A 23,716-nucleotide genomic window follows, 5' to 3' on the forward strand; every position below is an offset into this window, starting at 1 on the left:
TGCATCCGCAATACAGAAGCACGGTCCGTTCGTCTATCGGTTAGGACGCCAGGTTTTCATCCTGGTAAGGGGGGTTCGATTCCCCCACGGACTACAAGTTATATTACATATTGAAAAGTTTCCAAACTTAGGAGAATTATGGTCCGTTCGTCTAGGGGTTAGGACGCCAGGTTTTCATCCTGGTAACAGGGGTTCGATTCCCCTACGGACTACAAATTAGTTGTAAATAAGTTTTGTAAAATAAAAATTGGTGTCTCGGTTTTTATTTTATTAGTTAAAACCAAAGTGATTGTTTTACAATTGTGGGAGGTTTTTCTTTTTTAACTAGTATTTATAATAAATTATTACATCTAAAATTAAAGAAAATGGCAAATCATAAGTCAGCATTAAAAAGAATCAGAAGTAACGAAAAAAGAAGAGTTCTTAACAGATATCAACATAAAACTACTCGTAATGCAATTAAAGCATTAAGATTAGCTACTGATAAGTCTGATGCTGCTGCAAAATTATCAACTGTAATCTCTATGATTGATAAATTAGCTAAAAAGAACATCATTCATGATAATAAAGCTTCTAACTTGAAGTCTAAATTAACTAAACATGTTGCTAAATTGTAATTAAATACAATTTGAAAGATATATAAAAGTCCTCATTCGAGGACTTTTTTGTTTCTGCTAAAAATGAAAGTTTAAGTAAACGCTTTGTTTATTAGATCAAAATCAAAAAATCCAGATTCTAATTTTAAAAGATTGGAATTTGGATTTTTTGATTTGAAATTTTTTAAGTTTAAAGATCTATTTTCTTTTTAAGATATTCCAGCATTGGCTGTGTAATGGGTTTAGAAAGAAAATCGATTATAATAGGATATTGTTTTGCTTTAGCTAAATCTTCTGGGTCAATTGTAGAGGACAATACAATTACAGGAGCAGAGTTGAATTCGTCATAATCTGAAGAAGTAAAATGATCTAAAAACTCCCATCCGCCCATTATTGGCATGTTTAAATCTAAGAAAATCAATTCTGGTTTTCTTTTATTTTTATCGTTTGTGTATTTTAAGGTGTTGAAATGATGGAGGGCTTCTTCACCGTTTTGAGCTGTAATAACTTCATGTGAAAATGAAGATTTCGAAATTACCTTTTTGCATAGCATCAATGTGATTGGATCATCGTCAACGCATAAGATCTGCTCAAGCATAATATTAATTTTTAAATGTTATTGTAAATGTGGTTCCTTTGTTAACTTCGCTGTCTATAGAAATAGTTCCTCCCATTGTTTCTACCTGCGATTTCACGAGATAAAGACCTAATCCTTTGCTATCTGGATAATTGTGAAATCTTTGATAAAGACCAAATACTTTGTCTCGGTTTCTTTCTAAATCAATTCCAATTCCGTTGTCCTTGAAAGTTAGTATCGTTTTGTTATCAATTTTTTCTGCAGTTATAGATATCTTTAGTTTTCTATTTTCCGATTTATATTTTATGGAATTGGTTAGTAAGTTTAATAAAATGCTTTCAATATATGCTTTATTGGTAATGAGCTCTGGTACTTTGTCGAACTTAAGTTTGATTATAGGTTTGTGCAATTCTATTTGGAATGACAGCTGACTGAATACATTTTCAAAAACTTCTTCTAAAGATGCTTCTTCTTTTTGCATCGAAGGATTGTCTTTGATGATAATGACTTTTACTAAGTCATTAATTGTTTCGTTTAATAAATGTGTTGATTTTGTAAAACCAGTAAGGATTTCCTGAAGTTCTTCATTTTCTACAGGGATGTCTTCAATTAAATTTAAAAGTCCGATTAAATTAGATAATGGAGCTCTAAGGTTATGAGATGTAATGTAAGAGAATTGTTTTAAATCTTTATTGTTTTGGGTTAATTCTCGAATAAGATGCTCTTTTTCTGTTTCCAGTTTTTTCTCGTCAGTAATATCTCTTTGTATTGAAATCCAGTGTGAAATAGCTCCTTCGTTGCTGAAAATTGGAATCATGGAAAAGCGCACCCAAAATTCTTCTTTATTTTTCGTATAGCTGATGGTTTCAATTAGACATTCTTCTTCATTTTTTATAGCACGTAAAAGTTTCTTTAATTCTTCAGAATCAGAATTCGGCCCCTTAAAGATGTTAGGTGACTTTCCAATTATTTCATTGGATTGATATCCGGACATTTGAGAAAATGCTGGGTTAACATAAACAATTTTAGGAATTTTTCCGTCAGGCGAATTGGCTTCTGTGATCAAAATAGAATCTCTAGATTGAGTAATTACAGTTTCTAAAAGCTTTAAACGTTGTTCTTCTTCTTTTTGTTTAGTAATGTCTTGAATAGCACCAATCATTCTAATGGCTCTTCCGCTTTCATCTTTCAATAAAAAACCTCTGTCCAAAACATATTTATAAGTCCCGTCAGCGCATCTAAAACGGTATTGATCCTGCCATTTTTCTGTTTTTTGCTCAATAAAAGAATATAATTTTATTGACATTCGGATACTGTCTTCTGGGTGAATTTTGTCAAACCACCATTTAGAAGTTTTTCCAACTTCTTCAGGGTTGTAACCAAAAACACTTTCAATTCCTTTGTTCCAATTAATACTATCCTCTTGAATTTTCCAATCCCAGATAGTATCGCTTGTTGCTTTTGCTACGATGTCATATTTCTCATTAGATTCCTTTATTTCTTCATTGGTTTTGTTTAGCTTTTCAAAAATGGTAATACTCCTTTTTTCATTTTTTGCCAGTATAAACCTGAAAACCAATCCTGTAATTAGAATAAAGATAATGTCTTTTATAAGTGATAAATATTGATATTCTGATGAAGAAAAGTAACTTATGAGTAATATATGACACAAAACTGCCATAATTATCGAGATGATTGAATAAATAAGAGTAATTTGGAGAGTTTTACTTTTCATTACCTCAAATATAGTTAAATTAACTATAACTAAACATATGTTAATATTATTTTGAAGGCGATATTTTGGTGTTTTATATTAACTAATTGATTGTATATACGCAAACTATGTCAGAAACGTTTTTTATTAAAAAATAAAGTGTACCTTTGCGCCCATTAAAAATCACAGATGGAATCTATTAGAAACATTGCAATTATTGCCCACGTCGATCACGGTAAAACCACTTTGGTTGATAAAATTATGTATCACTGTCAATTATTTCGTGAAAACGAAAATACAGGTGATTTAATCCTAGATAATAACGATTTAGAGCGTGAGAGAGGTATTACAATTACTTCTAAGAACGTATCGGTTCAATATAAAGGAACAAAAATCAATATTATTGACACCCCAGGCCACGCCGATTTTGGTGGTGAAGTAGAACGTGTATTGAACATGGCCGATGGTGTATGTTTGCTAGTTGATGCTTTTGAAGGACCAATGCCTCAAACTCGTTTCGTTTTGCAAAAAGCGATCGATTTAGGATTGAAACCTTGCGTAGTTATCAATAAAGTTGATAAAGAAAACTGTACTCCAGAAGAAGTTCACGAGAAAGTTTTTGATCTAATGTTTGAATTAGGTGCAACTGAAGAGCAATTAGATTTCCCAGCGGTTTATGGTTCTGCTAAGAACAACTGGATGTCTGATGATTGGAGAAATCAAACAGAAAACATTGAACCATTATTAGACATGGTTATCGCTAATGTTCCTGCTCCAAAAGTATCTGAAGGTACTCCTCAAATGTTGATTACATCTTTAGATTTCTCTTCTTTTACAGGACGTATCGCAATTGGTCGTCTTGAAAGAGGTGTATTGAAAGAAGGAATGCCAATCTCTTTAGTAAAAAGAGACGGTAAAGTAATCAAATCTAGAATTAAAGAATTACACACTTTTGAAGGTTTAGGCCGTAGAAAAGTAGATCAAGTTATTGCTGGAGATATTTGTGCTGTTGTAGGTATTGAAGGATTTGAAATTGGTGATACTATCGCTGACTTCGAAAACCCAGAAGCTTTACAAACTATCGCTATCGATGAGCCAACAATGAGTATGTTGTTTACAATTAACGATTCTCCTTTCTTTGGTAAAGAAGGTAAATTTGTTACTTCTAGACATATTCGTGAAAGATTGACAAAAGAGCTTGAGAAAAACTTAGCAATGAAAGTTGGAGAAACTGATTCTGCTGATAAATTCATGGTTTTTGGTCGTGGTGTATTACACTTATCTGTTCTTATTGAAACAATGAGAAGAGAAGGGTATGAGCTTCAAATTGGTCAGCCGCAAGTTATCATCAAAGAAGTTGATGGTGTGAAATGTGAGCCAATTGAGGAATTAACTATTGACTTGCCAGAAAACCTTTCAGGTAGAGCAGTTGAATTCGTAACTATCCGTAAAGGTGAAATGCTTTCTATGGAAGGTAAAGGAGAGCGTATGATTATTAAATTTAATATTCCATCTCGTGGAATCATTGGATTAAGAAATCAATTGCTTACTGCTACTGCTGGTGAAGCTATCATGGCACACCGTTTCATTGGATATGAGCCTTACAAAGGAGAAATTCCTGGACGTAACAACGGTTCATTAATCTCTATGGAAAACGGAAAAGCAATTCCTTACTCTATCGATAAATTACAAGATCGTGGTAAATTCTTTGTTGATCCTAACGAAGATATTTATGAAGGTCAGGTTATTGGAGAAAACACTCGTAGCGACGATATGACTGTTAACGTTACTAAAACGAAAAAACTTTCTAACGTACGTTCTTCTGGAGCTGATGATAAAGCTAGAATTATTCCAGCTGTCAAATTCTCATTAGAAGAAGCTTTAGAGTATATTCAAAAAGATGAGTATGTTGAAGTTACTCCAAAATCTCTTCGTTTAAGAAAGATTTATTTAAGTGAAACTGATAGAAAAAGATATAAAATCTAATTAGTTTTCAATTTTAATATAAAAATCCCAAATTCCGTATGGAGTTTGGGATTCTTTTTTTATTATAAAATTGAGTTACTTGGAATTTACCTTTTCAACGAAAAATGACCTTTACTTTCTCGCTGGTCGCTTAATTTTAAAGTATACCAATAATCATCTGATGGTAATGGAATTCCTTGAAATGTTCCATCCCAGCCGTTGTCAAATGTGGTTAATTGTTTTAGTAATTTTCCATATCTGTCATAAATATAAATTTTGGAATTTTTATATTCATTGCCATTCAATCCAATGATATTCCAATAATCATTAAAACCATCATTATTGGGTGTGAAAAATTGTGGAACACCAATTACGGCTACTGTTTTACTGACCAGTCCACAATTCTTTTTATCATTAATATAGACTTCATAAATTCCAGATTTTATATTTTCAAATACATTTGAATCTTGAAAAGGACCGTTTGGAGTATTTAAACTAAATTCATAATCTCCGCTTCCAGAAACATTTATCTTAATTTTATTAGAATTATCAATTTGTAAGTCGACAACTTCAACGCTTTCTATAGTTGCAATGTTTGAAGATACAACCTGAATTGTTCTTGTTTTAGAACAATTATTTTTATTGAAAACTGTTACAGTATAAATACCGCTGGTATTGGCTTCGATATTTGATGTTGTTTTGTCCAATATTTCAACACCGTTTTTTTTCCAGACGTATACAAAGTCACTTAATGTATTAATGTCTTTTATTCCAGCATCTAATTGGGCAAAATAAGAAGAATCATTATCGCAGACATTTGTTGTTGTACCAATAATTTCTATATCGGGTAATCGGATGACTTCTAATTTAATTTTACTGATTCCAAAACATTCATTTCCTTCTTCAATCCTTGCATAGGCAAAATCATTGTAAGGGACTTTGTTATTATATTGTGAAGGTATCTGAATCTGATTTTGTTCTAATAAAGCATCATTTTCTGTAGCGTAATATTTTAATTCTTGAGTGTTTGTGAAAGGAATATTTGCGTTGGTTAAATTAAAGGTATTAATACCATCTTCATTTTCATCATCATCACAAGCAATATCTAATAGATAAGTTTGTACCGAAATTACATTGGTTTTTAAATTTACGGTAGAGATGCTGCTACATTTAGTTTGTAAATTAGTGATTCTGGCAAACACAGTTTGAGGATTGCTACTATTGGTATACTCTGTAGACAATTGATCTGTATTGCTTTCAGCATCGGTCTTACTTATAAAAAAAGAAGTTTCAAGATCAGGATTATTATTGGTCAAAGCTGCATTTGCTTCTTTTAAATTGAACAACACAAAACCATTAGCATTTTCACCAGAATCACATTGTACAAGACTGACATTGTTTACTGGCGGTAAAGGATTTATAGTAATTTTTACTTCTGCTACAGATGCGCTGAGCTGGCTATTAAAGGCTTTTATAAATACCGATTGCTCAAATGGTGTAATGCTGTTAAAAAGATTTGGCAATTGATTGCTGTTATTATCAGCATCGCTTTGAGTTAAATAATAATTGATAGTTAAACCAGAAACATCAGCATTATCAAAAACTACTTTTGTTACTTGATCAAAATCAATTTTCGTTTTTCCATCGAATGGATTTGCATCATTTTCATCACAAACTTCAACCTTGTTATTCGGAAAAACAACTTTGTCATTTATTTTAATTGTAAAAGAAGCAGTATTATAACATTGTGTAATCGTGTTTGTTGCTCTCACAAAAATAGTTTCGGGACTTGTAGTGTTTCTGTAAGCAGTTGGATCTGCTATTGGATTGCTATTAATAATAGCATCATTTTCAGAAGTATGATAAGTAATTTTTACTCCTGTTTGAGATCCTGTTATTTTTGGAGAATTTGCTGTCAAATCAAAAATTAATGAAGAATTTGCCTGTCCAGAAAAGTCAGATTTTGTAATATTCAAATCACTTAATACAGGAACACTGATACTTGGTGCGTCATCAAATGTTGCTGTGCCCAGCCATTCTAAAGAAAAATTACTAATTCCGACAGGCCTGTCAATTACAATAAAATAAGATTCTCCAGCATTTGCGTTAATCCATTTGATGTACCCGTCTCCAAGTTCAGCAGGACCTTCAGAGGTGTCAAAATAATCAGCTGTCATTCCCGTATGGTTGTAGGTGAGTTTTGCCATATTAGGATTTGTGGTAGAACAGCGAATGGGAGATGTTAATGAAGTACATTTTGCATCTGGACCAAATACAAAAAAATCAAAATCTTCGTTAAGATCAGAACTTTCAGGTTTTATAATAAAACCAAACGTTCCAGAAGTTTTAATTGAAATTTTTAACCATACGCTATTATTTTCTCTAGAACCACAGCTGTTTTCTCCTGTAATTTCTTGAACGTTTCCGGCGCCTTGTATACTTAAACCTTTAAAACCAGAATTGCCGCAAACTACAATTGCATCGATGCAATCATTTTGCGAATAAATATTTGTAGAAAGTAAAAAAAGAAAGAGTAAAGTTTTACATAAATTCATCTTATAAGAATTTAAAGTAAATATAAGATAAATTTGATGTTTTGTATTTTTTTATGCTTTACTTTTTAAATTGTTTTAAGCTTTTAGTAAAGAATTAGTTAAAATTCTACTTTACCTTTTCAAGCTGAAATGACCTTTAACATTTTTTCCATTAATGAATTGAAGGGTAAACCAATAATCATCTGACGGCAATTGTTGTCCGTTGAAGATTCCGTTCCAGCCCAAACTCTTTTGAGTCATTTGTTTTAACAATTTACCATAACGGTCAAAAATTGAAATACTATAATCAGGCATTTCTTCAATATTTTTGATTGCCCATAAGTCGTTATATCCGTCGCCATTGGGAGTAAAAAATCTAGGATAATCTAATACATAGACTACAAACGAATTAGATATTCCACAGCCATTTTTGTCTCGGGCAATTGCATTATAAATACCTGGAGTTACTTGTGTAAATGTTGGATCATCTTGAAAAACAGAGCCTTCTAGAGAGAATTCATAATTTCCAACTCCAGTATATTGAATTAATACCGTATTATCAACCCCAGAAAAATCTTTTACGTCGGCTCCTGTAATTACTGCAGGCTCAGATAGAATGACTTTGAATTTTTTAATTTTTTGACAATTGTTAATATCAGTCACTATAACAGAATAATCTCCAGCAGTGTCAATTTGTGTTGAATTTGTAGTGTTTCCATTTGACCAAGTATAGCTTTGAAAACCCGCCTCAACCGTTAATGTTATCTGATCTCCTTTGCATAAATACAGTGTTTCATCTTCAAAATTAGGTGGATCAAAAGTGTGAACAATTAATTCTATTGGAGCTATATCATAACAATCAGGACCATTTGCTGCTCGAGCATAAATTGTCTGACTATTTGGTGTTGTATTTTTAAAAATATTCGGCAGTACGTTTGTTTCTGTTATCGCCTCATTTGCTGTCAAATAATAATTGATAATCAATCCTGCTGGTAATCCTGTCAAAACTTGGGGTGTTACTTCAGAATTTAAATCAAATTGGTACAAACCGTCTTGAGTATCGTCACCATCACAAGTTGCAATTGGAGATTGATCGGGAATAATTGAATTAGAAATGTTTAAAGCAATTTGTGGAGTAGTATAACAACCAAAGGAATTCTCTATTCTTGCATAAAGAATTTGATTTGGAGCTTTATTGGTGTAACTCTCTGGATTTACAATTGGATTTGTTTTGGTTTGTGCATTTGCTAAGTTCTCATAGTATCCTTGATTGATAATTTGCGTATTATTGTTTTTCACAATATTAGCGGTCTTCGTCAAATTAAAAATTGAAATTCCATCTGTATTATCATCACATTGCAATAAAGAAGTATTTGTTGAGGCAATTTCTGGCGTAAATTCGATTGTTATCTCCCCAACTGAAACGCAAGTTGTGCCGTTTAATGTAGCTTCTACTTTATAAGTTCCCGATGTAATTACAGCATATGTAGAAGTTATGGCGCCAGATAGTTGTATATAATTATTAGAATCGTCTTTTTTAAACCATTTAAAATTGTAATCAGAAGTGCTTAATTTGGTGTCTAAAACGAAATTTTCTCCAAAACATACAGGATTATTATTAGCAGCCGTTCTATCTTGTCCAAAATTTATTCGGGTTACAAAACTTCCGGCTTGTATAAAAACAGCCGAGTTATATTGTCTGGTTTCATCATCTGCAATAACCAATTTTAGATGATATTTTTTATTAGGAACTACATCTGTATAAGCATTCATTACAACGGTTTGCCCCGCATAATTTATTGGACTTACTGCAGAATTATAACCATTAAAATAAGTTTCATTTTCAGCATCACATCCTTTTACTATTCCATCTGGAGTAGTAATAGGATTTATTTTAGGATGTACAGTTGTCGCAGAAACTGCAGTAGTTAAATTTGGCAGAACTGCTAAATTTTTATAATCTTCGGAACTTCCAACTTCTTTAATTAAAAAGGCAAAACCATCTGAATAAATGCATGGATAATTGAACTGATATTCATTTGAAGCAAACAGATAATTAAAGCTGATAGAATTCGTCAAAGCAGTAAAGTCAAATTCTAATACTGTTGCTTGTCTGCTATTGTTTATGCCCAATGCTCTATTTAAGTCATTATCACCGTTCCACGATTGTACTTGTACACCTTTAGAATCTGCTTGGTTGTAAGGACCTTCTGCATTTTGACTTGGCGAAGTACTTAGAACAAGTCCGCCCGAAAAAGGAAAATTAGTTCCTGCGGTGAAGGAAGCATAACTTTGACCATTTGCAGACGGATTTCCTGAAGCGCTTACATTTTCAATAGCAATACAAGAACTATTGATTAAAATATTTTGAACTAAATCTGCAGGCGTGATATTTGGATTAACAGTAATATTTTGAGCACTGGTCTTATGCGTGACACAGGACAGCAGAAATAAAACAATTAAGATTTTAAAATGCTTCATAGTATAACAAATATACTATAAATCTCTATTTTTTAATAGTTTGTAAGAAAAATATACAAATAGGAAAGTCCATGTTAAAACGATTAAAACTGTAAAGTAATTTACGCTGTAATCCATATCTGTATCGATTCCCATTTGTGAACCGATATTCTTAATAACAGATAATCTAGGTCCTGGATTAACAATTAAATTTGACATAGATTCTAACGGAAAAAACTGCATAACTTTTTCGCCAGTATTACTGTCTGGGAAAATTTTAAAAGCCAATACACCTTTTGCAATTCCTTCAATTATACTCCAGACCAAAAGAAATCCTAATGCAAATGCGGAGCGTTTTACCAGAATTCCAAGAAATAAACAGAAAGAAAAGAATCCTGTTAATTTTACAAAAAAGGCTAAAAGGTAATCTAAATCACTAAAAATTATATCAAATTCAGTATAAGAAGAAAAAAACAATCCTAGAATTAAACTCATGATAAAAACGAAAACTGTCGAACCGAAAGCAAATAAAACCACGGTTAAAAATTTAGACAGAATAAATTCTTTTTTGCTTAAACCGTCAATCAAGTTTTGTTTTAAAGTTCCGTAACTGTATTCATTAGCCATCATAGAAACAATTACAATAGCCAGGAAAAATTTAAGAATAGCTGCAACATAGGTATTAAAATGCCAGATAAAAGGGAAGTTAAAAATTCCCATTTCTGCTAAATGAAATTTAAAAACGCCAATGTCAAATTTTATGGCTGCAATTAGTGCTATAAAAGAAAGTAATATAAAATAAGTTAGTGTTAATATACGGCTGGCTTTATTCATCCAGATTTTTTGTAATTCTATAGAGATAAGTCTTTTCATGGCTTGGTTAGTTTTTTGGATGAGTGTTTTTGGTTAATTCTAAAAATTGCGCTTCCAAACTATTTTTACGTTTTACCAAGTGACTTAAAATTATATTTTTGGAAAATAAAAATTGGTTTAATTCTGAAGCAGACAAATCTGATTTTAAATACACTAAAACTTTTCCGTCTTCATCCTTAATTTGACTTACGGCATTGTGATCTTTTAAAGCGGATTTTAATAGCTCATTATCATTCGAAGAAATTTCAAAGAAACCTTCATTAGATGACATTCCATCGACGGAACCTGAGTATAAAACTTCGCCTTTTCTTAAAACAATTACCTGCGAACAAACTTTTTCGACTTCATCTAATAAATGTGATGCCAGTAAAATAGTAGTTCCCTGCGAAGCAATTTTTTTAATAATATCTCGAATCTGATGAATTCCCTGCGGATCTAATCCGTTAGTTGGTTCATCTAAAATTAAAATTTCCGGATCATTTAAAAGTGCAGATGCAATGGCCAGACGCTGTTTCATTCCCAACGAAAAAGTACTGAATTTGCTATCCTTTCTTTCATCCAAACCAACCAATTCCAGCTTTTCATTAACTTTAGAATAATTGATATTTTTGATTTTGCAGACCAATTTCAGGTTTTGCTCAGCAGTCATATAAGGATAAAAATTTGGTCGTTCTATAATTGCGCCAACTTTTTTTAAAGCTTCATGCGTTTCTACATTGCCGTCAAACCAGCGGTAATTACCAGAAGATTTATTAACAACATTCAATACAATTCCTAATGTAGTTGATTTTCCGCTTCCGTTAGGGCCAAGAATGCCATAAACACGGCCTTTTTGTATAGTAAAAGATACATTTTTTAAAGCCTGAATTCGGCCGTATCTTTTGTTCAGATTCTCAATGGTTAATATGGTTTCCAAATTTTTCTGGTTTTAGTTTTTAGTATGACGAGCCAAATTGATTTTTGTTACTTTAAATTCAAACTTTAATCGTATTGACGTAAATTTGTAATAAAGATATTCAAAATGAGCGAGCCATTAATGGTTTTAAAAAAACCGTCCTATCCTTTAACACTGCAACTTTTAAACTATTTAGAGCGATACGAACGTATTTCTAAAGTTTCTGTGTTTTATGATGACTTGCTTCGTTTTTCGGGCTCGATAAATGTTTACGATAAAAATGATAATGATACTCTTTGGATTCGTGTATATTACAGCGAATTTGAGCGCAATGAAATTGATTTAAACCTAAAAAGAATTTATTCTCTTCTTCATTCTGATGGTAACAGCGAGATTATCCAGTTCCTGAATATTGATGCGATTGATTATTGTACATTCGGAAATTCGAAACCTTTTAGAATTAAAGTTCGAAATATCCTTAATGATAATTATGTTCATTTTTATATTAAAAAAGCAGATGCTTCTCGAATTTATGGTTTAGAATTGGAAGATATTCTTTCGCCAGATAAAATCAATTTTTTGGTTTATAAAGATACTTTGATCGAAGAACACATTATCGGAATTCCAGGTGATGTTTTTATGGATACTTTGTTGGATAGTTGTTCTGAAACCGAAAAAGCGCAGATTGCAAAAGAATTTGTGAAGTTTAACGAACGTTGTATGATTCGTCTTTTGGGTGATATGCGTGCGTACAATTATGTAATTGTCCCAATTCACGATTTTGATCAAGTAGTATATAAAATTCGCCCAATCGATTTTGACCAGCAATGTTATGAGGGAAATTTCAAAGTATATCGCCCGCAGTTTTTCAAAGAAAATTATCCAATGATTCAGCTTATCAAAGAAAAGTTGGAAGAGCGTTCTATAATTCAGTACAAAGATGAAGAAAGAGCGATTTTGGCCAAACGTATTCATTCAGCAGAAAATCGAATTAAAAAGCTCTTGAATATAATGTGTCACGATACCATTTCGACAGAAGAACATCTGAATCAATTAAAAATGGAATTGTACCGATATACTAATGATATGAAATTTAAAAATGCCAAATCGATGGGACATATCATGCACGCGGCATTTGAGTTTATTATCCGTAATTTTAAAAACACAAACTTAGTTTAGAATTTAACATCCAATTTAAGTTCTTAAATCAACTCTTAAATTGACTGATATAACTTATATGGTTTAAGAAGAAAATATAATCTTATGAAAAAATCTTTTTTAGTATTCGCGTCTTTAGTTTTATTGGCTTGTCAGCAACAGTCAGGGAATGATTTGAAGACACTTTATTCGCTTCCGAAAAAATTAAAAGAAGTTTCAGGAATAACTTATTTCCCCGAAACAAGTACAATTTATACCTTAGAAGACAGCGGTAATAAAAATGCAATTTATGCGATTAATTCTAAAGGAAAATTAGATAAAACAATTACAATCTCTAATGCAGAAAATATCGATTGGGAAGATATCACAAGAGATAAAACTGGAAATATTTATATTGGTGATTTTGGAAATAATGATAATGAACGTAAAGATTTATGTATTTATAAAGTTGCTAAAAGCGAATTAAACAAAGATTTGGCTAAAGCCGAATATAAAATCTCATTTTCGTATCCAGAACAAACCGAATTTCCTCCAAAGAAAAAAGAAATGTTTTACGATGTTGAAGGCTTTTTTGAACAGGGCGGTTACTTTTATCTTTTTACAAAAAACAGAAGCAAAGGTTTCGATGGAACTGCTTTTATTTACAAAATCAAAAATGCATCTGGAACTCAAAAAGCAGTAAAAATTGGCGAATTTAAAACTTGCAATAATTACAATCATTGTGTTTTAACGAGTGCCACAATTAGCCCTGACGTAAAAAAAGTAGCGTTGTTGAGCCATGATAAAGTTCTTTTATTTAAAGGTTTCAAAGGAGATTTATTCCACAAAGGAACTCATACAGAAATAAACCTAAACCATTTTTCTCAAAAAGAAGCCATCGTTTTTAAAGACAACAACACCTTACTTATTGCCGACGAAAAAACGAATAAAGTAGGAGGGAATGTTTATGAGTTTAAATTAAAATGATAAAAGGTTCTGAGAGGCTAAGATTCTAAGGTTCTGAGTTTTTCTTAGAAATCAAAAATGATAATAAAAAGTTAGCCACGAATTACACCAATTTCCACGAATAATATTAAAAAAAATCAGTGAAAATGAATGTAATTCGTGGCTAAAAAAATCTTAGAACCTCAGTATCTCAGAAACTTAGAACCTATCTTAAAAGCTATATGCCGCGCCAAAAATAACTCTTCCTATTTCATCTGGAGATTTAAAATAAGAGATTCTGGCAGTTAAAACATTAATGGCATTTAACCAAAGTCCGCCGCCGTAATCGTGATGCCATTTTTTAGAATCTTCTCCGTCCAGCCAAACTCTTCCGTAGTCGAAACCGCCTAAAATTCCGTAGGTAAATGGAGCAATTGTTTTTCTAATTCTGCCCAAACTTAAACGTAAATCAGAACTTTGAGAAAAATACGAACTTCCTAAAAAGCGTTCATTTCTAAAACCACGTAAATCAGTGTCACCGCCTAAAGCAGCACCTTGATAGAATTCGAAATTATTATTCAAAATTGCTTTTCCTTTGAAATAAGTTGCTAAAACCAATTTTCCGTTGTGATCAATTTTATGCGTGAATCCTAAGAAACTTTCAATAGTTGGAAAATTTTGTTTTGTTTCAGATAAATTTGTGGTCCAAGTCGCAGCGACCATAAAAGCCATTCCTAAAGTTGGTTTCGCTGCAAAATCAGAATTTTTGAAAAGATATTTTACTTTCAGTCCACCATAATTCTGAGTGTCAAAAACATTTGGATTCACAATATTTGGAATGTCAATGTATCTATCTTCAGTTTGCTCAACCGTCATTCTTTGAAACATCGGCTGTATGCTAAATTCGCTTCCATATCTTCCAACATGTCTTATGGCTCCCGAAGCATTAAATTTTCTGATTCTAACACGGTTATAATCTAAGCTAACGTCATCATCATATTGCGATTCATTTCCGTATCCAAAATAATTCATAGCAAAATTTGGAGTTGTATACAACGATTCAACATCAATAACCCATTTTCCTAATAAACCTGGGAAATGTGCTGCATAATTAAATTCTAAACCGCCTGTCGCAAAGTAGTAAAAAGCATTTAAAACATGTCTTTGTGTATAAGGATTCTGTTTGAAATTGTTAACAGTATAATTTAAATTGATACCCACTTTTACACCGTCATCTGGATTAAAACCAATGTTAGGAAGACCAGAAACGACATTATATTTCGGTTTTTCATAATTATATAAGTTAACATCATAATCGTCAGTTAACTGCGTTTGAGTTTTTGAATCTAAATTATAAGTGTTTTCTTTTGATTTAAAATCGTAAACAATAACCTTTCTTCCGTTTTCGATATTATAAGTATCATTGTTTTGGCCGCCTATTAAACGAACTTTAATTTTCGATTTATAATCTCCTTTTACTTCAAAAATATCATTATCATCTAAACCATAAATCCATAAATTTTTGGTTTTAGTATCTGTTACGGTTTTCGAATATTGTAATTCGTCACCTTCTTTTTTAACTCTGTAAACTTGAATTTCAATACTTTTTTTAGCATCGTGATTCAATACAAATTTGTCTTTCTTATCAGTACCAGCAATCATAACTGTTTTGCTTAAAACATCAGAATAACGTGCTGCATATTTTTGAAGATCTCTTTTTCTGTTTTTTAGTTTGGCTATAATTTCATCAACAGTTCCATCCTGAACTTCTTTTGGCATTTTTTTGAAAGCATTTTCAATTTCGGTGTCAGATAAATTTTCCTGAATAAATTTTGCCTGCTCAATCCATTCTTTTTCTCCAGAAGTTCTTAAAAAAGCCAGATCCATTGGATAAGGTTCCCTGCTTAACCATTTTACATTGTCAATTTTATACTTAAAAGTACGCATGTGTCGAAGCGCAGGAATGTTCATTAATAAAGAAAGCAAAGTCCCGTCATATTTCGCAAAAGCCTGATCACGATCTCTTGGAATTGGTCTGTAAATTACTTTGCCATCTTTTTTATATTCAGCCCAGCGCCATTGATCGCTGTGTCTGTCCCAATCGCCAATAAGCATATCAAACAAACGGGCTTTTATATATTCTTTTTCATCAACCGAATATTTTTCATCCTTATGAAGATTGGTCATCAGATCATCTGTACCAATTATATTACTTGGATTTCCGAAATTTTTTCCATCCAGATGATTATCAGCAGGTCTTTCTTCAACCATATATAGTTGATCTCCAAAACCTGCATTAAATTCACCTAAACCTTTCTGTCTCGGGATATAATATAAAACTGGATTAGTGTGCAAAAGACCAATTTGATCAGACATGCTTCCAATTACAAACGGAGCGTAAGGATGAGAAGTGGTGTAAAAATCAAACAAGAAATTTTCTGCGTATGTGTCTTCAAAATCATTTACTACATATTGATCTTTAAAAGCAACAGATTGTAAAAATACAGTTGCACTTTTTTTCATGCCTCGCATGACATATTCACGACCTTTAGGATCAGACATTCTTAAAGAAACAGATTGATGTCCGCCGCCTTCGCGAATAGGTTTTAGACCGCCCATTAAAGTGTCTACAGTTGCAACTTTCGCCTCAATTGGCATGCTGTAATATTTTCTGTAATGCTGCCCAAATAAAAATTTATGAAACAAACTTTTATTGGTCATTTTCTGTGAATAGATAGAAGTTGTAATTTTTGCAGGGTAACTATTTGGAATATCTGAAGCCCAATTAATTTCTTTTGCCTTTATAATTTCACGCTCAAACAGCAGTTTTTCTCTATTGTTGTCATTTCCGTAGAAAGAAACTTTGGCATCGCCGCTTTTAAATAAAGTTAAGGTTGCATAACCATTTCCTCCATAAGAAAAATCATTTTCGTTTATCGCTCGTGCTGCTTCAGATTTTGAGCCAGCACCACTAATAATCTGCTGAATATTTTCTTTGCTGATGAATTGAAGGTTATGATCATGCCCAGAAACTACAATTACATTTTTCTGCTTTTGCAAAAGCGTTTTTATCCTTTTGGCATAAATTGTATATTGTTTATTCTGAATATCCTGCGGACTTACACCAGATGTCTTTCGGAGTAAATTAATAAAAGATCCAATTATTGGAAGTGGGATTTTTTTCTCCAGCGGAAATAATTGTTTTTCTAATGAAAATTGTCCGCCGTGAGTTCCATTGCTTAACAATGGGTGATGAATTGCCAGAACAACTGTCTTTTCTTGATTTTTATTTAAAATATTTTCCAATTCATCAAAAAACGCTTCTCTGGTTTTAATATCACAATTATCATTTATTGTCGGGTGATTATCCCAATCTTCTAGAAACCATTCGCTGTCAATAGTTACTAACGTTGTAGTACTGTCAATTTTTACATCTTCAATTGGACATGACTTTCTGGGCATAAATGCTTTTTTGTCATTGAGATGCTTCGTTACAAAATCAGCCTGAAGTTCCAGCCCTTTTATACCGCTGTACCAATCATGATTTCCAGGAATAAAAATAGTTTTTCCCTTAAAACCATCTGCTAATTTTAACTGATTGGTAAGTTTTGTTTCTGCTAAAGCTTTGTCTCCCGATTTATTATCGCTGGGAAAACCTTTCGGATAAATGTTATCGCCTAAAAAGAGTAAGGTCGATTTCTTGTTAGCTTTCTTCAGCCTTTTGTGTAAAAGTTCAAGCGTTTGCTGCGCTTGTGCTTCATCGGCATTTCCAGCATCGCCGACAAGATAAAATGTTTGCGCAATTTTTATGGTATCTGTTGCGTTTTCATTTTCGTTTGCGCTTACATTTTTGCCATATTGCGGCTTATGCGTAGCACAAGAATTGATCAATGATATAGTAATAATTGCTAATGAATAGTTTTTAATCTTAGCAATAAAATGATTATCCAAAAACAATTTCATAATTTAGTGGTATAAAAATATTCTTTATGAATCTAATAGAACAATCCGAAGATTTCGTCAGTAATTTACTCAAAGATAAACTTTCTAATTTATATTCTTATCATAATTTTAACCATACTTTCACCGTAGTTTCTGCGGTAAAAGAACTGTGTAAAAAAGAAGATGTGGAAGGTGATGATAAAGAAGCACTTCTGGTTGCAGCATGGTTTCACGATGCTGGATATGTTGAAGGATATGACAATCATGAAAAAACGAGTGCTAAAATAGCGGCCGACTTTTTACGCGAAAAAGGAAAATCAGAGGATTTTATTGCGCTAGTTTCGAGTTTGATTTTGGCAACAGTTAAAGAGTACGTACCCAAAACTCATTTAGAAAAGATCATTAGAGACGCAGATTATGCTCATTTAATGGGAGAAGAATACGCTACAACTTGTGAATTATTGCGTTTGGAGCTAAAAAATACTGGAATAGTAAATTTTTCTAATGCCGAATGGACCAGAGAAAATTTGAATTTTTTATTGAATAAGCACCGCTTTTATACTGATTATGCATTGAAAAAATGGCAGCCTTTAAAAGAAAAAAACCTGCTTCTAATTCAGAAAAAAATAAATAAACAGGAGTTGAAGGCGGCAGCGGCGATTGAAGAAGAAAATAAAAAGAAAGAAAAATTAGAAAAACCAGATCGTGGTATTGATACTTTATTTCGTGTTACACTTGGGAATCATACTCGTTTAAGCGGAATCGCCGATAGTAAGGCTAATATTTTATTGTCTGTAAATGCGATTATAATTTCAATTGCATTATCCTCTATAATTCCAAAATTAGATAGTCCGAAAAATGCCCATTTGGTTATTCCGACATTTATAATGCTGATGTCTAGTGTTATTACAATTATTTTTGCGATTCTATCCACACGTCCAAAAGTAACTTCTGGATTTTTTACACGTAATGACGTAGAAGCAAAAAAAGTGAATTTAATGTTCTTTGGAAATTTCTATAAAATGCCTCTTGAAGATTACGATTGGGCAATGAACGAAATGATGAAGGATAGAGATTACTTATATTCTACAATGATCAAAGATTTGTATTATCTCGGATTGGTTTTACAGCGAAAATATAATTTACTTCGAATTGCCTACAATTTTTTCATGTTCGGATTAATTATCACGGTAATCGCGTTTGTGATCGCTTTTAAATCTATTTAAAATTTAAAAATATAGACGCTCATTTTACGGATTTGCTATCGCGAAAACGCTGATAAAACGGATTTTTAATTTAACCTAAAAAATCAATCTGCGTCCATCAGCGTTTTCGCCATAGCGAATCAGTTTCATCTGTATTGCAAAAAAAAGCTCAACTTTTAGTTGAGCTCATCTAATAAATCTTGATAAGTAATCTTTTTTACTCCTGGATTTGAATTGTTATTGATCACTTTGACACGAATAGCTCTCAAACCAGAAACACCTTGAAGATCTTCAACTTCAAATTGTTCTATCGAAGGTTCTAGAATTTTCTTGTGCTGTAAGTATTTAATATATTTTAAATATTCTGCTTCTTCGCTGTTTTGAGAATAAACAATTGTGATTTTTTCTTTTTCAGTAATTCTTTCGTTTGTTCCTTTAATGTTCGATTTGTCAATTCGTTTTTTTACGACTTCATATCTTGCATTATAAGTCCCGTCCACATCAAAGCGTTTTTCATCCATCCTAAAACGAATTGAAAGCGGAGAACTGAAAACCAGAATCAATGACGTCACATCTAATTCATAAGGAAGTGATTCCTTAAGTTCATGATGCTCCAATTCCATTTCGCATAAAGTCTGCAACTGCCACAAACGAAGATTATGCAGGTACATAATATCAAATGGTTTGGTGGGCGAAATTGAAGCTCCGATGTACAAATTGTGTTCCACACCATCCGTTTTAAAACGCTCGTAATAATGCGGATAAATTTGCTGCGCTTCAACTTGTTTTTTATCTAAAACCGTTGCCAGTCTTTTATTAATGATTGACATTGCATTGTCAAATTTCTTTCTTTCCTGATAAAACATTCCTGTTTTTTCGTCCAGACTTTCAAAGTAAAGTTTTTCTAATTTTTCGTTTTTAGCGTTGCTTTTTGTGTTTTTAAGGATCGGGTGAATTTCTTCTTCGATATAACGTTGGATATGCTGTTCCGTATCAGCTTTTAGAGGGAAATCTAGTTCACTTCGAAGGGATTCTAATTCAAATTTTCTTTGTTCCAAAAGAACCAAATTAGAATTCGGATCCTGATTTTCGAAAATTTCTAAAAGAGCTGTAAGCTGGCTTTTTAAATCAGTTTTTACCGTTTCGTTTCGATGTTCTGAAGAACTTTTAATATCAATTTGTCCATAAAGCGGAAACACATTTTTAAATACAATCTCTTTAAAAATATAATCTTTTGTATGATTTAAATTTTGAAAATAGTTCTGCGATTCTTTTTTGAATTTCCAGTAAACACTTGGGTGAATTGTAGTGTACTCACGTTGAATAATTGCTTCAACCTGATGCTGCATGTCTGTATTGTAGCGATCAATTGTATCAGTTAAATACGGAAGTACTAATTCTAGTTTTGTAGCATTCACACTATTTAAATCTCTTGGATTTTCAGAAACCAATTCGACAACACCCAGTAAATGTCCGTTTCTAATAACGGGAGCAAAAATACAGCTGTTAATGTTTTGCGATAAAAGATGCTCTCCCAGTCTTTTATTGGTCGATTCTTCTGTAAATTTAGTAACATTAGAAATCACAAAAGGTTCTTTATTATCTAATAAATTTTCAAATGAACATCCAAAAAAAGCATTTTTACAATCGACTTCCTGATCGGCAGAAAGTAAAAAGCTTTTAAGCTGGTTTTCGTATTTTGCAGGTCTAATAAATTTTTCTTCTTCAGGATTGTAAATAATAAACCCAACTTTTAATTTTGGAAGATTAAAAATAGACTGGAAAATATTAGAAACTTCCTGATCTGTTGTAACTGTTTTAGCTCCAGGTTTCAACAAATTACTTTTCAATGTAGAAATGGCACTTTCTGTTGTAGCATCAAATAAAGAAACAATTCCGAAACCTCTTAAGATCCAGCTTCCTTTTGGGAATTTAGATTTCCACAAATTAATATCGCCGTAATTATCAATCAGCTGATCGATATCTTCCTGAGTTAACGCAATAGCATTTTCAGTCGGAATAATTTCCATGAAATCTGCATTGTACAAAATACGATAATGTTTTTCGACACCGCTTTCGTCTGGAATATCATAGAAAAATGGTTTGTTGAAATCGATATGCTGTTTATAGTAACTGCTCAAAATCAAACAGCAGTTATTAATGTAAAATTGATGTTCGTCGAAATCACGAATTTCCATATAAAATTCGTCTCCAGCGTTTTTTAGAATTTTTTTGAAACGTTCTGTATAATTGAAGGAGATGTTTTGAAATGGAATTGTAACTGCTTTTATTTCGTTTTGCGTTAAAGCTGTTGGGAATAAATCGGCTAAAATATTTTTAATTAAAGCTTCATTATCTTTAATAACCGAATAATCTTGAATCCCAGTTCTTAATTCCGGGATAGATTCAATTTGTTTTAAAATAGCTTTTGCGTAATTCGATCTGTAATCAACGTCTGATAAAGCAATTTCTTCAAAAGATTCAATCAGCTTATGAAATGATATAATGGTAGTGAAGGGACTTTCTTTAAAAAACTGAATATCCATCTTAGTTTATTTTTAATGCAAAATTAATGATAAATTAAGAATGATCGACATTTTATGATTTCTTTCGTCTATGAAAGTATAAAATTTATCTTTAAGCAAAAAAACCTCAAAGCCAAAGCTTTGAGGTTTTTTATCAGTAAGTAATAGAAAATGAAAACTTCTTAGCTTTTTTCTTCTTTGTTGAAGTAAACTAAGTAGTAATACATTTGTTTTTCTTCATCCCATCCTTTTTCAACAAATTTTTCTGCGCTTTCAGGATTAATAAAATCCATTTTAATCTGAATATGAGTATCCAAATTAATAACGTTTTTAATCGATTTTCTTGCGTCAGAAACTGCTGCGTTGGCAATTGGGAATGAGGTTACATCTTCGATGCTGTATTTTTCTCCTTTATCAACTTTATAATTTTTGAATTCAGGAATTAAGTCTGGATTATCTAATACTTCATTCAAGAAATTCTGCTCTTCAAACTGATCATTTTTAGCGAAATAATTCACAGATCGGTTCATAAACATTACTTCCTCTTTCTTATCTTCTGCTGGCAAAACCACATCTTTTGCGAAGTTTTGACAGAATTTTAAATATTTTTTAGTGATGAAATTTTCATCTTCAAAAGCATCAACAGATAAAAAGTGCTCTAACCAGTAACGAGCATCATAACGGTTACTGTCGACAGTTAGAATTTTATAACCTTCTTCTTTTTTATAATTGAAAATCAAACAGCCTTTATCCAATTTATTCAAGTTGATTCCCTGCTGTAAAATCATTTCAAGATTGCTGTTTTTTTCTTCAAACTGTAAAAAGTCTGCCTGCAATTCGCTTTTAAAAATCCCAATTGCATCAACAACATTGTTATCGATACTAAGATTAGTCAAATACGTCACATAAACCTCTCCGTTTTTAATATGCGGATGATTTGACTGCTCGTACAAATGCTTTGTGATGTTTTTAGAAACCTCATGCACATTTGCCGGATTAGCAAAAATCTCAGTTGCATATTTAAACATATCGTTGTAGTCCAAGTCCACTTCGTGTGCAAACTGATAATAGTTTTCTTCTTTTTCTCTAAAAGGCTTAAAAAAGAATTCTTTTATAAGAGGCACAATTTCATCATTTAAATTAAATGGCTGCTCTGATAAAAAAATCGCTTCGTTACGGCTTTTGTTTCCTACACGGTGTATAGAAAGCGTCTCGATGTGGGTGTTGAATAGGTTGATCATTTTTTTTGAGTTGCTGAGGTTCTAAGATGCTAAGTTACTAAGGTTTAGTTTCTGTCTTTTATTTTTTTAATAAAAGAAACTAACATTCTTTCTACTTCGCGGCTGTCCTCATATAAGTTGTTAAAATCTTGTTCTTTTAGATAAGATATATTTTTTGCAATTTCTAACTGCGTCTGCATTTCGAATAATGATCCGACTGAAATGTTTAAAAAACGTAAAAGATCTTTATCGCTTTCTCTTCCAAATCCTTCTGCAATATTACTAGGGATAGAAATTGAACAGCGTCTAATTTGTGAAGTTAATCCGAAAATTTCTTCTTTTGGAAAATTGTTTGTTGAAAAATAAATTTTGGTTGTCAAGGCCATTGATTTCTGCCATATAAGGAGACTTCTAAAATTACTCATATTTATATTTTTTAATTCAAAGAATTAAAAATAAGAAAAAACTTTCAAAATAAAAACCTCAGAACCTTAGCCTCTCAGAATCTTAGAACCTCAAATTAATTCCAATTCTCCTCAAATCCATAATCTTCGAAGCTGTCGTCGCCTTCGAACATGTCAAGATCGTCTTCGTCTAGGTCGTCTTCAAATTCTCCGTAGATATCGTCGTGCATATCAGCTTCAAAGTTTTTTTCGACAGCCTCGTCTGGCATTTCACCGTGAGAGAACAAAGTTTCAGGATAAACAGCTCCAACGGCTTCCTCTTCGATAGCTGCTAATTCAACTAAGAAAGTCCACATACTGATGAAATCATAAACGTAGATAATTTTAGTGTTTTCACGATCTAAGATACTAGACAAGGGATAATCATTCATGGTTCTTATTTCGCCAGGAACATCTCCAGTATCAAAAAGCGGAATTTCATCTTCTTGATTCCAAGTTTCATCACAAGTATAAAATGAAGCGACTTCTGATCCGTCAAAGCCAAAAGCGTTGAAGATTGCATTATGTAAATCCTCAAGAGTATCATCTTCAAGAATTGCAATGTCTCTAAAAATATCTTCTTCGGCGTCTAGAATTACTCTAAATTTATAAACCATAACATTTGTTTTTATTGAGAGGTCAAAGGTAAAATATAAAAAACGAAATACGAATTGTGAATTGAGAT

At 32.1% G+C, this 23,716-nt stretch carries 16 protein-coding genes and 2 tRNA genes; 7 read left to right on the top strand and 11 right to left on the bottom strand.

What is annotated here, in order from left to right; translation table 11 throughout:
* The first annotated feature begins 22 nt into the window (after window positions 1-22).
* From EDB96_RS06550 to rpsT, 3 genes are all read left to right on the top strand, one after another.
* Window positions 23-94, top strand: a tRNA-Glu gene (locus EDB96_RS06550).
* Between the two features lie 46 nt (window positions 95-140).
* Window positions 141-212 (top strand) — tRNA-Glu (locus tag EDB96_RS06555).
* A gap of 153 nt (window positions 213-365) precedes the next feature.
* Window positions 366-617: a 30S ribosomal protein S20 gene (gene rpsT, locus EDB96_RS06560; RefSeq protein WP_012026903.1), complete on the top strand. Its 252-nt coding sequence runs from the start codon at window positions 366-368 to the stop codon at window positions 615-617.
* Window positions 618-786: 169 nt separating this feature from the next.
* Here rpsT and EDB96_RS06565 read toward each other — a convergent pair whose 3' ends face one another.
* Both EDB96_RS06565 and EDB96_RS06570 read right to left on the bottom strand, forming a co-directional pair.
* The gene (locus EDB96_RS06565; RefSeq protein ID WP_057116833.1) at window positions 787-1,194 is read right to left on the bottom strand and encodes a response regulator; all 408 of its coding nucleotides are present in this window, start codon (window positions 1,192-1,194) and stop codon (window positions 787-789) included.
* A gap of 4 nt (window positions 1,195-1,198) precedes the next feature.
* Entirely contained in the window at window positions 1,199-2,908 is a 1,710-nt protein-coding gene (locus tag EDB96_RS06570) for a PAS domain-containing protein (protein WP_057116832.1), read from the bottom strand.
* Window positions 2,909-3,076: 168 nt separating this feature from the next.
* Here EDB96_RS06570 and typA point away from each other — a divergent pair, with 168 nt between their 5' ends.
* Window positions 3,077-4,873, top strand: coding sequence for a translational GTPase TypA (gene typA, locus EDB96_RS06575; protein ID WP_057116831.1), 1,797 nt, complete (start codon window positions 3,077-3,079; stop codon window positions 4,871-4,873).
* Window positions 4,874-4,959: 86 nt separating this feature from the next.
* Here the strand turns inward: typA and EDB96_RS06580 are convergent, their stop codons facing one another.
* The 4 genes from EDB96_RS06580 to EDB96_RS06595 form a co-directional block, all read right to left on the bottom strand.
* Window positions 4,960-7,407 carry a T9SS type B sorting domain-containing protein gene (locus tag EDB96_RS06580; RefSeq protein ID WP_134139822.1) on the bottom strand — a complete coding sequence of 816 codons (2,448 nt, stop codon included), beginning with the start codon at window positions 7,405-7,407 and terminating at the stop codon, window positions 4,960-4,962.
* A gap of 111 nt (window positions 7,408-7,518) precedes the next feature.
* The gene (locus tag EDB96_RS06585; protein WP_166669275.1) at window positions 7,519-9,867 is read right to left on the bottom strand and encodes a T9SS type B sorting domain-containing protein; all 2,349 of its coding nucleotides are present in this window, start codon (window positions 9,865-9,867) and stop codon (window positions 7,519-7,521) included.
* 15 nt (window positions 9,868-9,882) lie between these two features.
* Window positions 9,883-10,719 carry an ABC transporter permease gene (locus tag EDB96_RS06590; RefSeq protein WP_057116828.1) on the bottom strand — a complete coding sequence of 279 codons (837 nt, stop codon included), beginning with the start codon at window positions 10,717-10,719 and terminating at the stop codon, window positions 9,883-9,885.
* Window positions 10,720-10,726: 7 nt separating this feature from the next.
* A complete protein-coding gene (locus tag EDB96_RS06595; protein WP_134139824.1) occupies window positions 10,727-11,635 on the bottom strand; it encodes an ABC transporter ATP-binding protein in 909 nt (302 codons plus the stop codon).
* Between the two features lie 105 nt (window positions 11,636-11,740).
* Between EDB96_RS06595 and EDB96_RS06600 the strand changes: the two genes are divergently transcribed.
* Window positions 11,741-12,793, top strand: coding sequence for a hypothetical protein (locus tag EDB96_RS06600; protein ID WP_057116826.1), 1,053 nt, complete (start codon window positions 11,741-11,743; stop codon window positions 12,791-12,793).
* A gap of 84 nt (window positions 12,794-12,877) precedes the next feature.
* Window positions 12,878-13,738 carry a hypothetical protein gene (locus EDB96_RS06605; RefSeq protein ID WP_134139826.1) on the top strand — a complete coding sequence of 287 codons (861 nt, stop codon included), beginning with the start codon at window positions 12,878-12,880 and terminating at the stop codon, window positions 13,736-13,738.
* A gap of 189 nt (window positions 13,739-13,927) precedes the next feature.
* On the opposite strand, the gene EDB96_RS06610 is transcribed toward EDB96_RS06605, so the two are convergent.
* The gene (locus EDB96_RS06610) at window positions 13,928-17,659 is read right to left on the bottom strand and encodes a metallophosphoesterase (RefSeq protein ID WP_134139827.1); all 3,732 of its coding nucleotides are present in this window, start codon (window positions 17,657-17,659) and stop codon (window positions 13,928-13,930) included.
* A 26-nt stretch (window positions 17,660-17,685) separates the two neighbouring features.
* Here EDB96_RS06610 and EDB96_RS06615 point away from each other — a divergent pair, with 26 nt between their 5' ends.
* Window positions 17,686-18,864 (top strand): Pycsar system effector family protein, encoded by a 1,179-nt coding sequence (locus EDB96_RS06615; protein WP_134139829.1) that lies wholly within the window; start codon window positions 17,686-17,688, stop codon window positions 18,862-18,864.
* 155 nt (window positions 18,865-19,019) lie between these two features.
* Here EDB96_RS06615 and EDB96_RS06620 read toward each other — a convergent pair whose 3' ends face one another.
* The 4 genes from EDB96_RS06620 to EDB96_RS06635 form a co-directional block, all read right to left on the bottom strand.
* Window positions 19,020-21,389: a GAF domain-containing protein gene (locus EDB96_RS06620; RefSeq protein WP_134139830.1), complete on the bottom strand. Its 2,370-nt coding sequence runs from the start codon at window positions 21,387-21,389 to the stop codon at window positions 19,020-19,022.
* Window positions 21,390-21,550: 161 nt separating this feature from the next.
* Window positions 21,551-22,609 (bottom strand): nucleoid-associated protein, encoded by a 1,059-nt coding sequence (locus EDB96_RS06625; RefSeq protein ID WP_057116821.1) that lies wholly within the window; start codon window positions 22,607-22,609, stop codon window positions 21,551-21,553.
* A gap of 44 nt (window positions 22,610-22,653) precedes the next feature.
* Window positions 22,654-23,013: a four helix bundle protein gene (locus EDB96_RS06630; RefSeq protein WP_134139831.1), complete on the bottom strand. Its 360-nt coding sequence runs from the start codon at window positions 23,011-23,013 to the stop codon at window positions 22,654-22,656.
* A 95-nt stretch (window positions 23,014-23,108) separates the two neighbouring features.
* Window positions 23,109-23,648 (bottom strand): IS1096 element passenger TnpR family protein, encoded by a 540-nt coding sequence (locus EDB96_RS06635; protein ID WP_113679699.1) that lies wholly within the window; start codon window positions 23,646-23,648, stop codon window positions 23,109-23,111.
* Window positions 23,649-23,716: the final 68 nt, after the last annotated feature.

The organism is Flavobacterium sp. S87F.05.LMB.W.Kidney.N (assembly GCF_004366435.1).
Taxonomy (GTDB): domain Bacteria; phylum Bacteroidota; class Bacteroidia; order Flavobacteriales; family Flavobacteriaceae; genus Flavobacterium.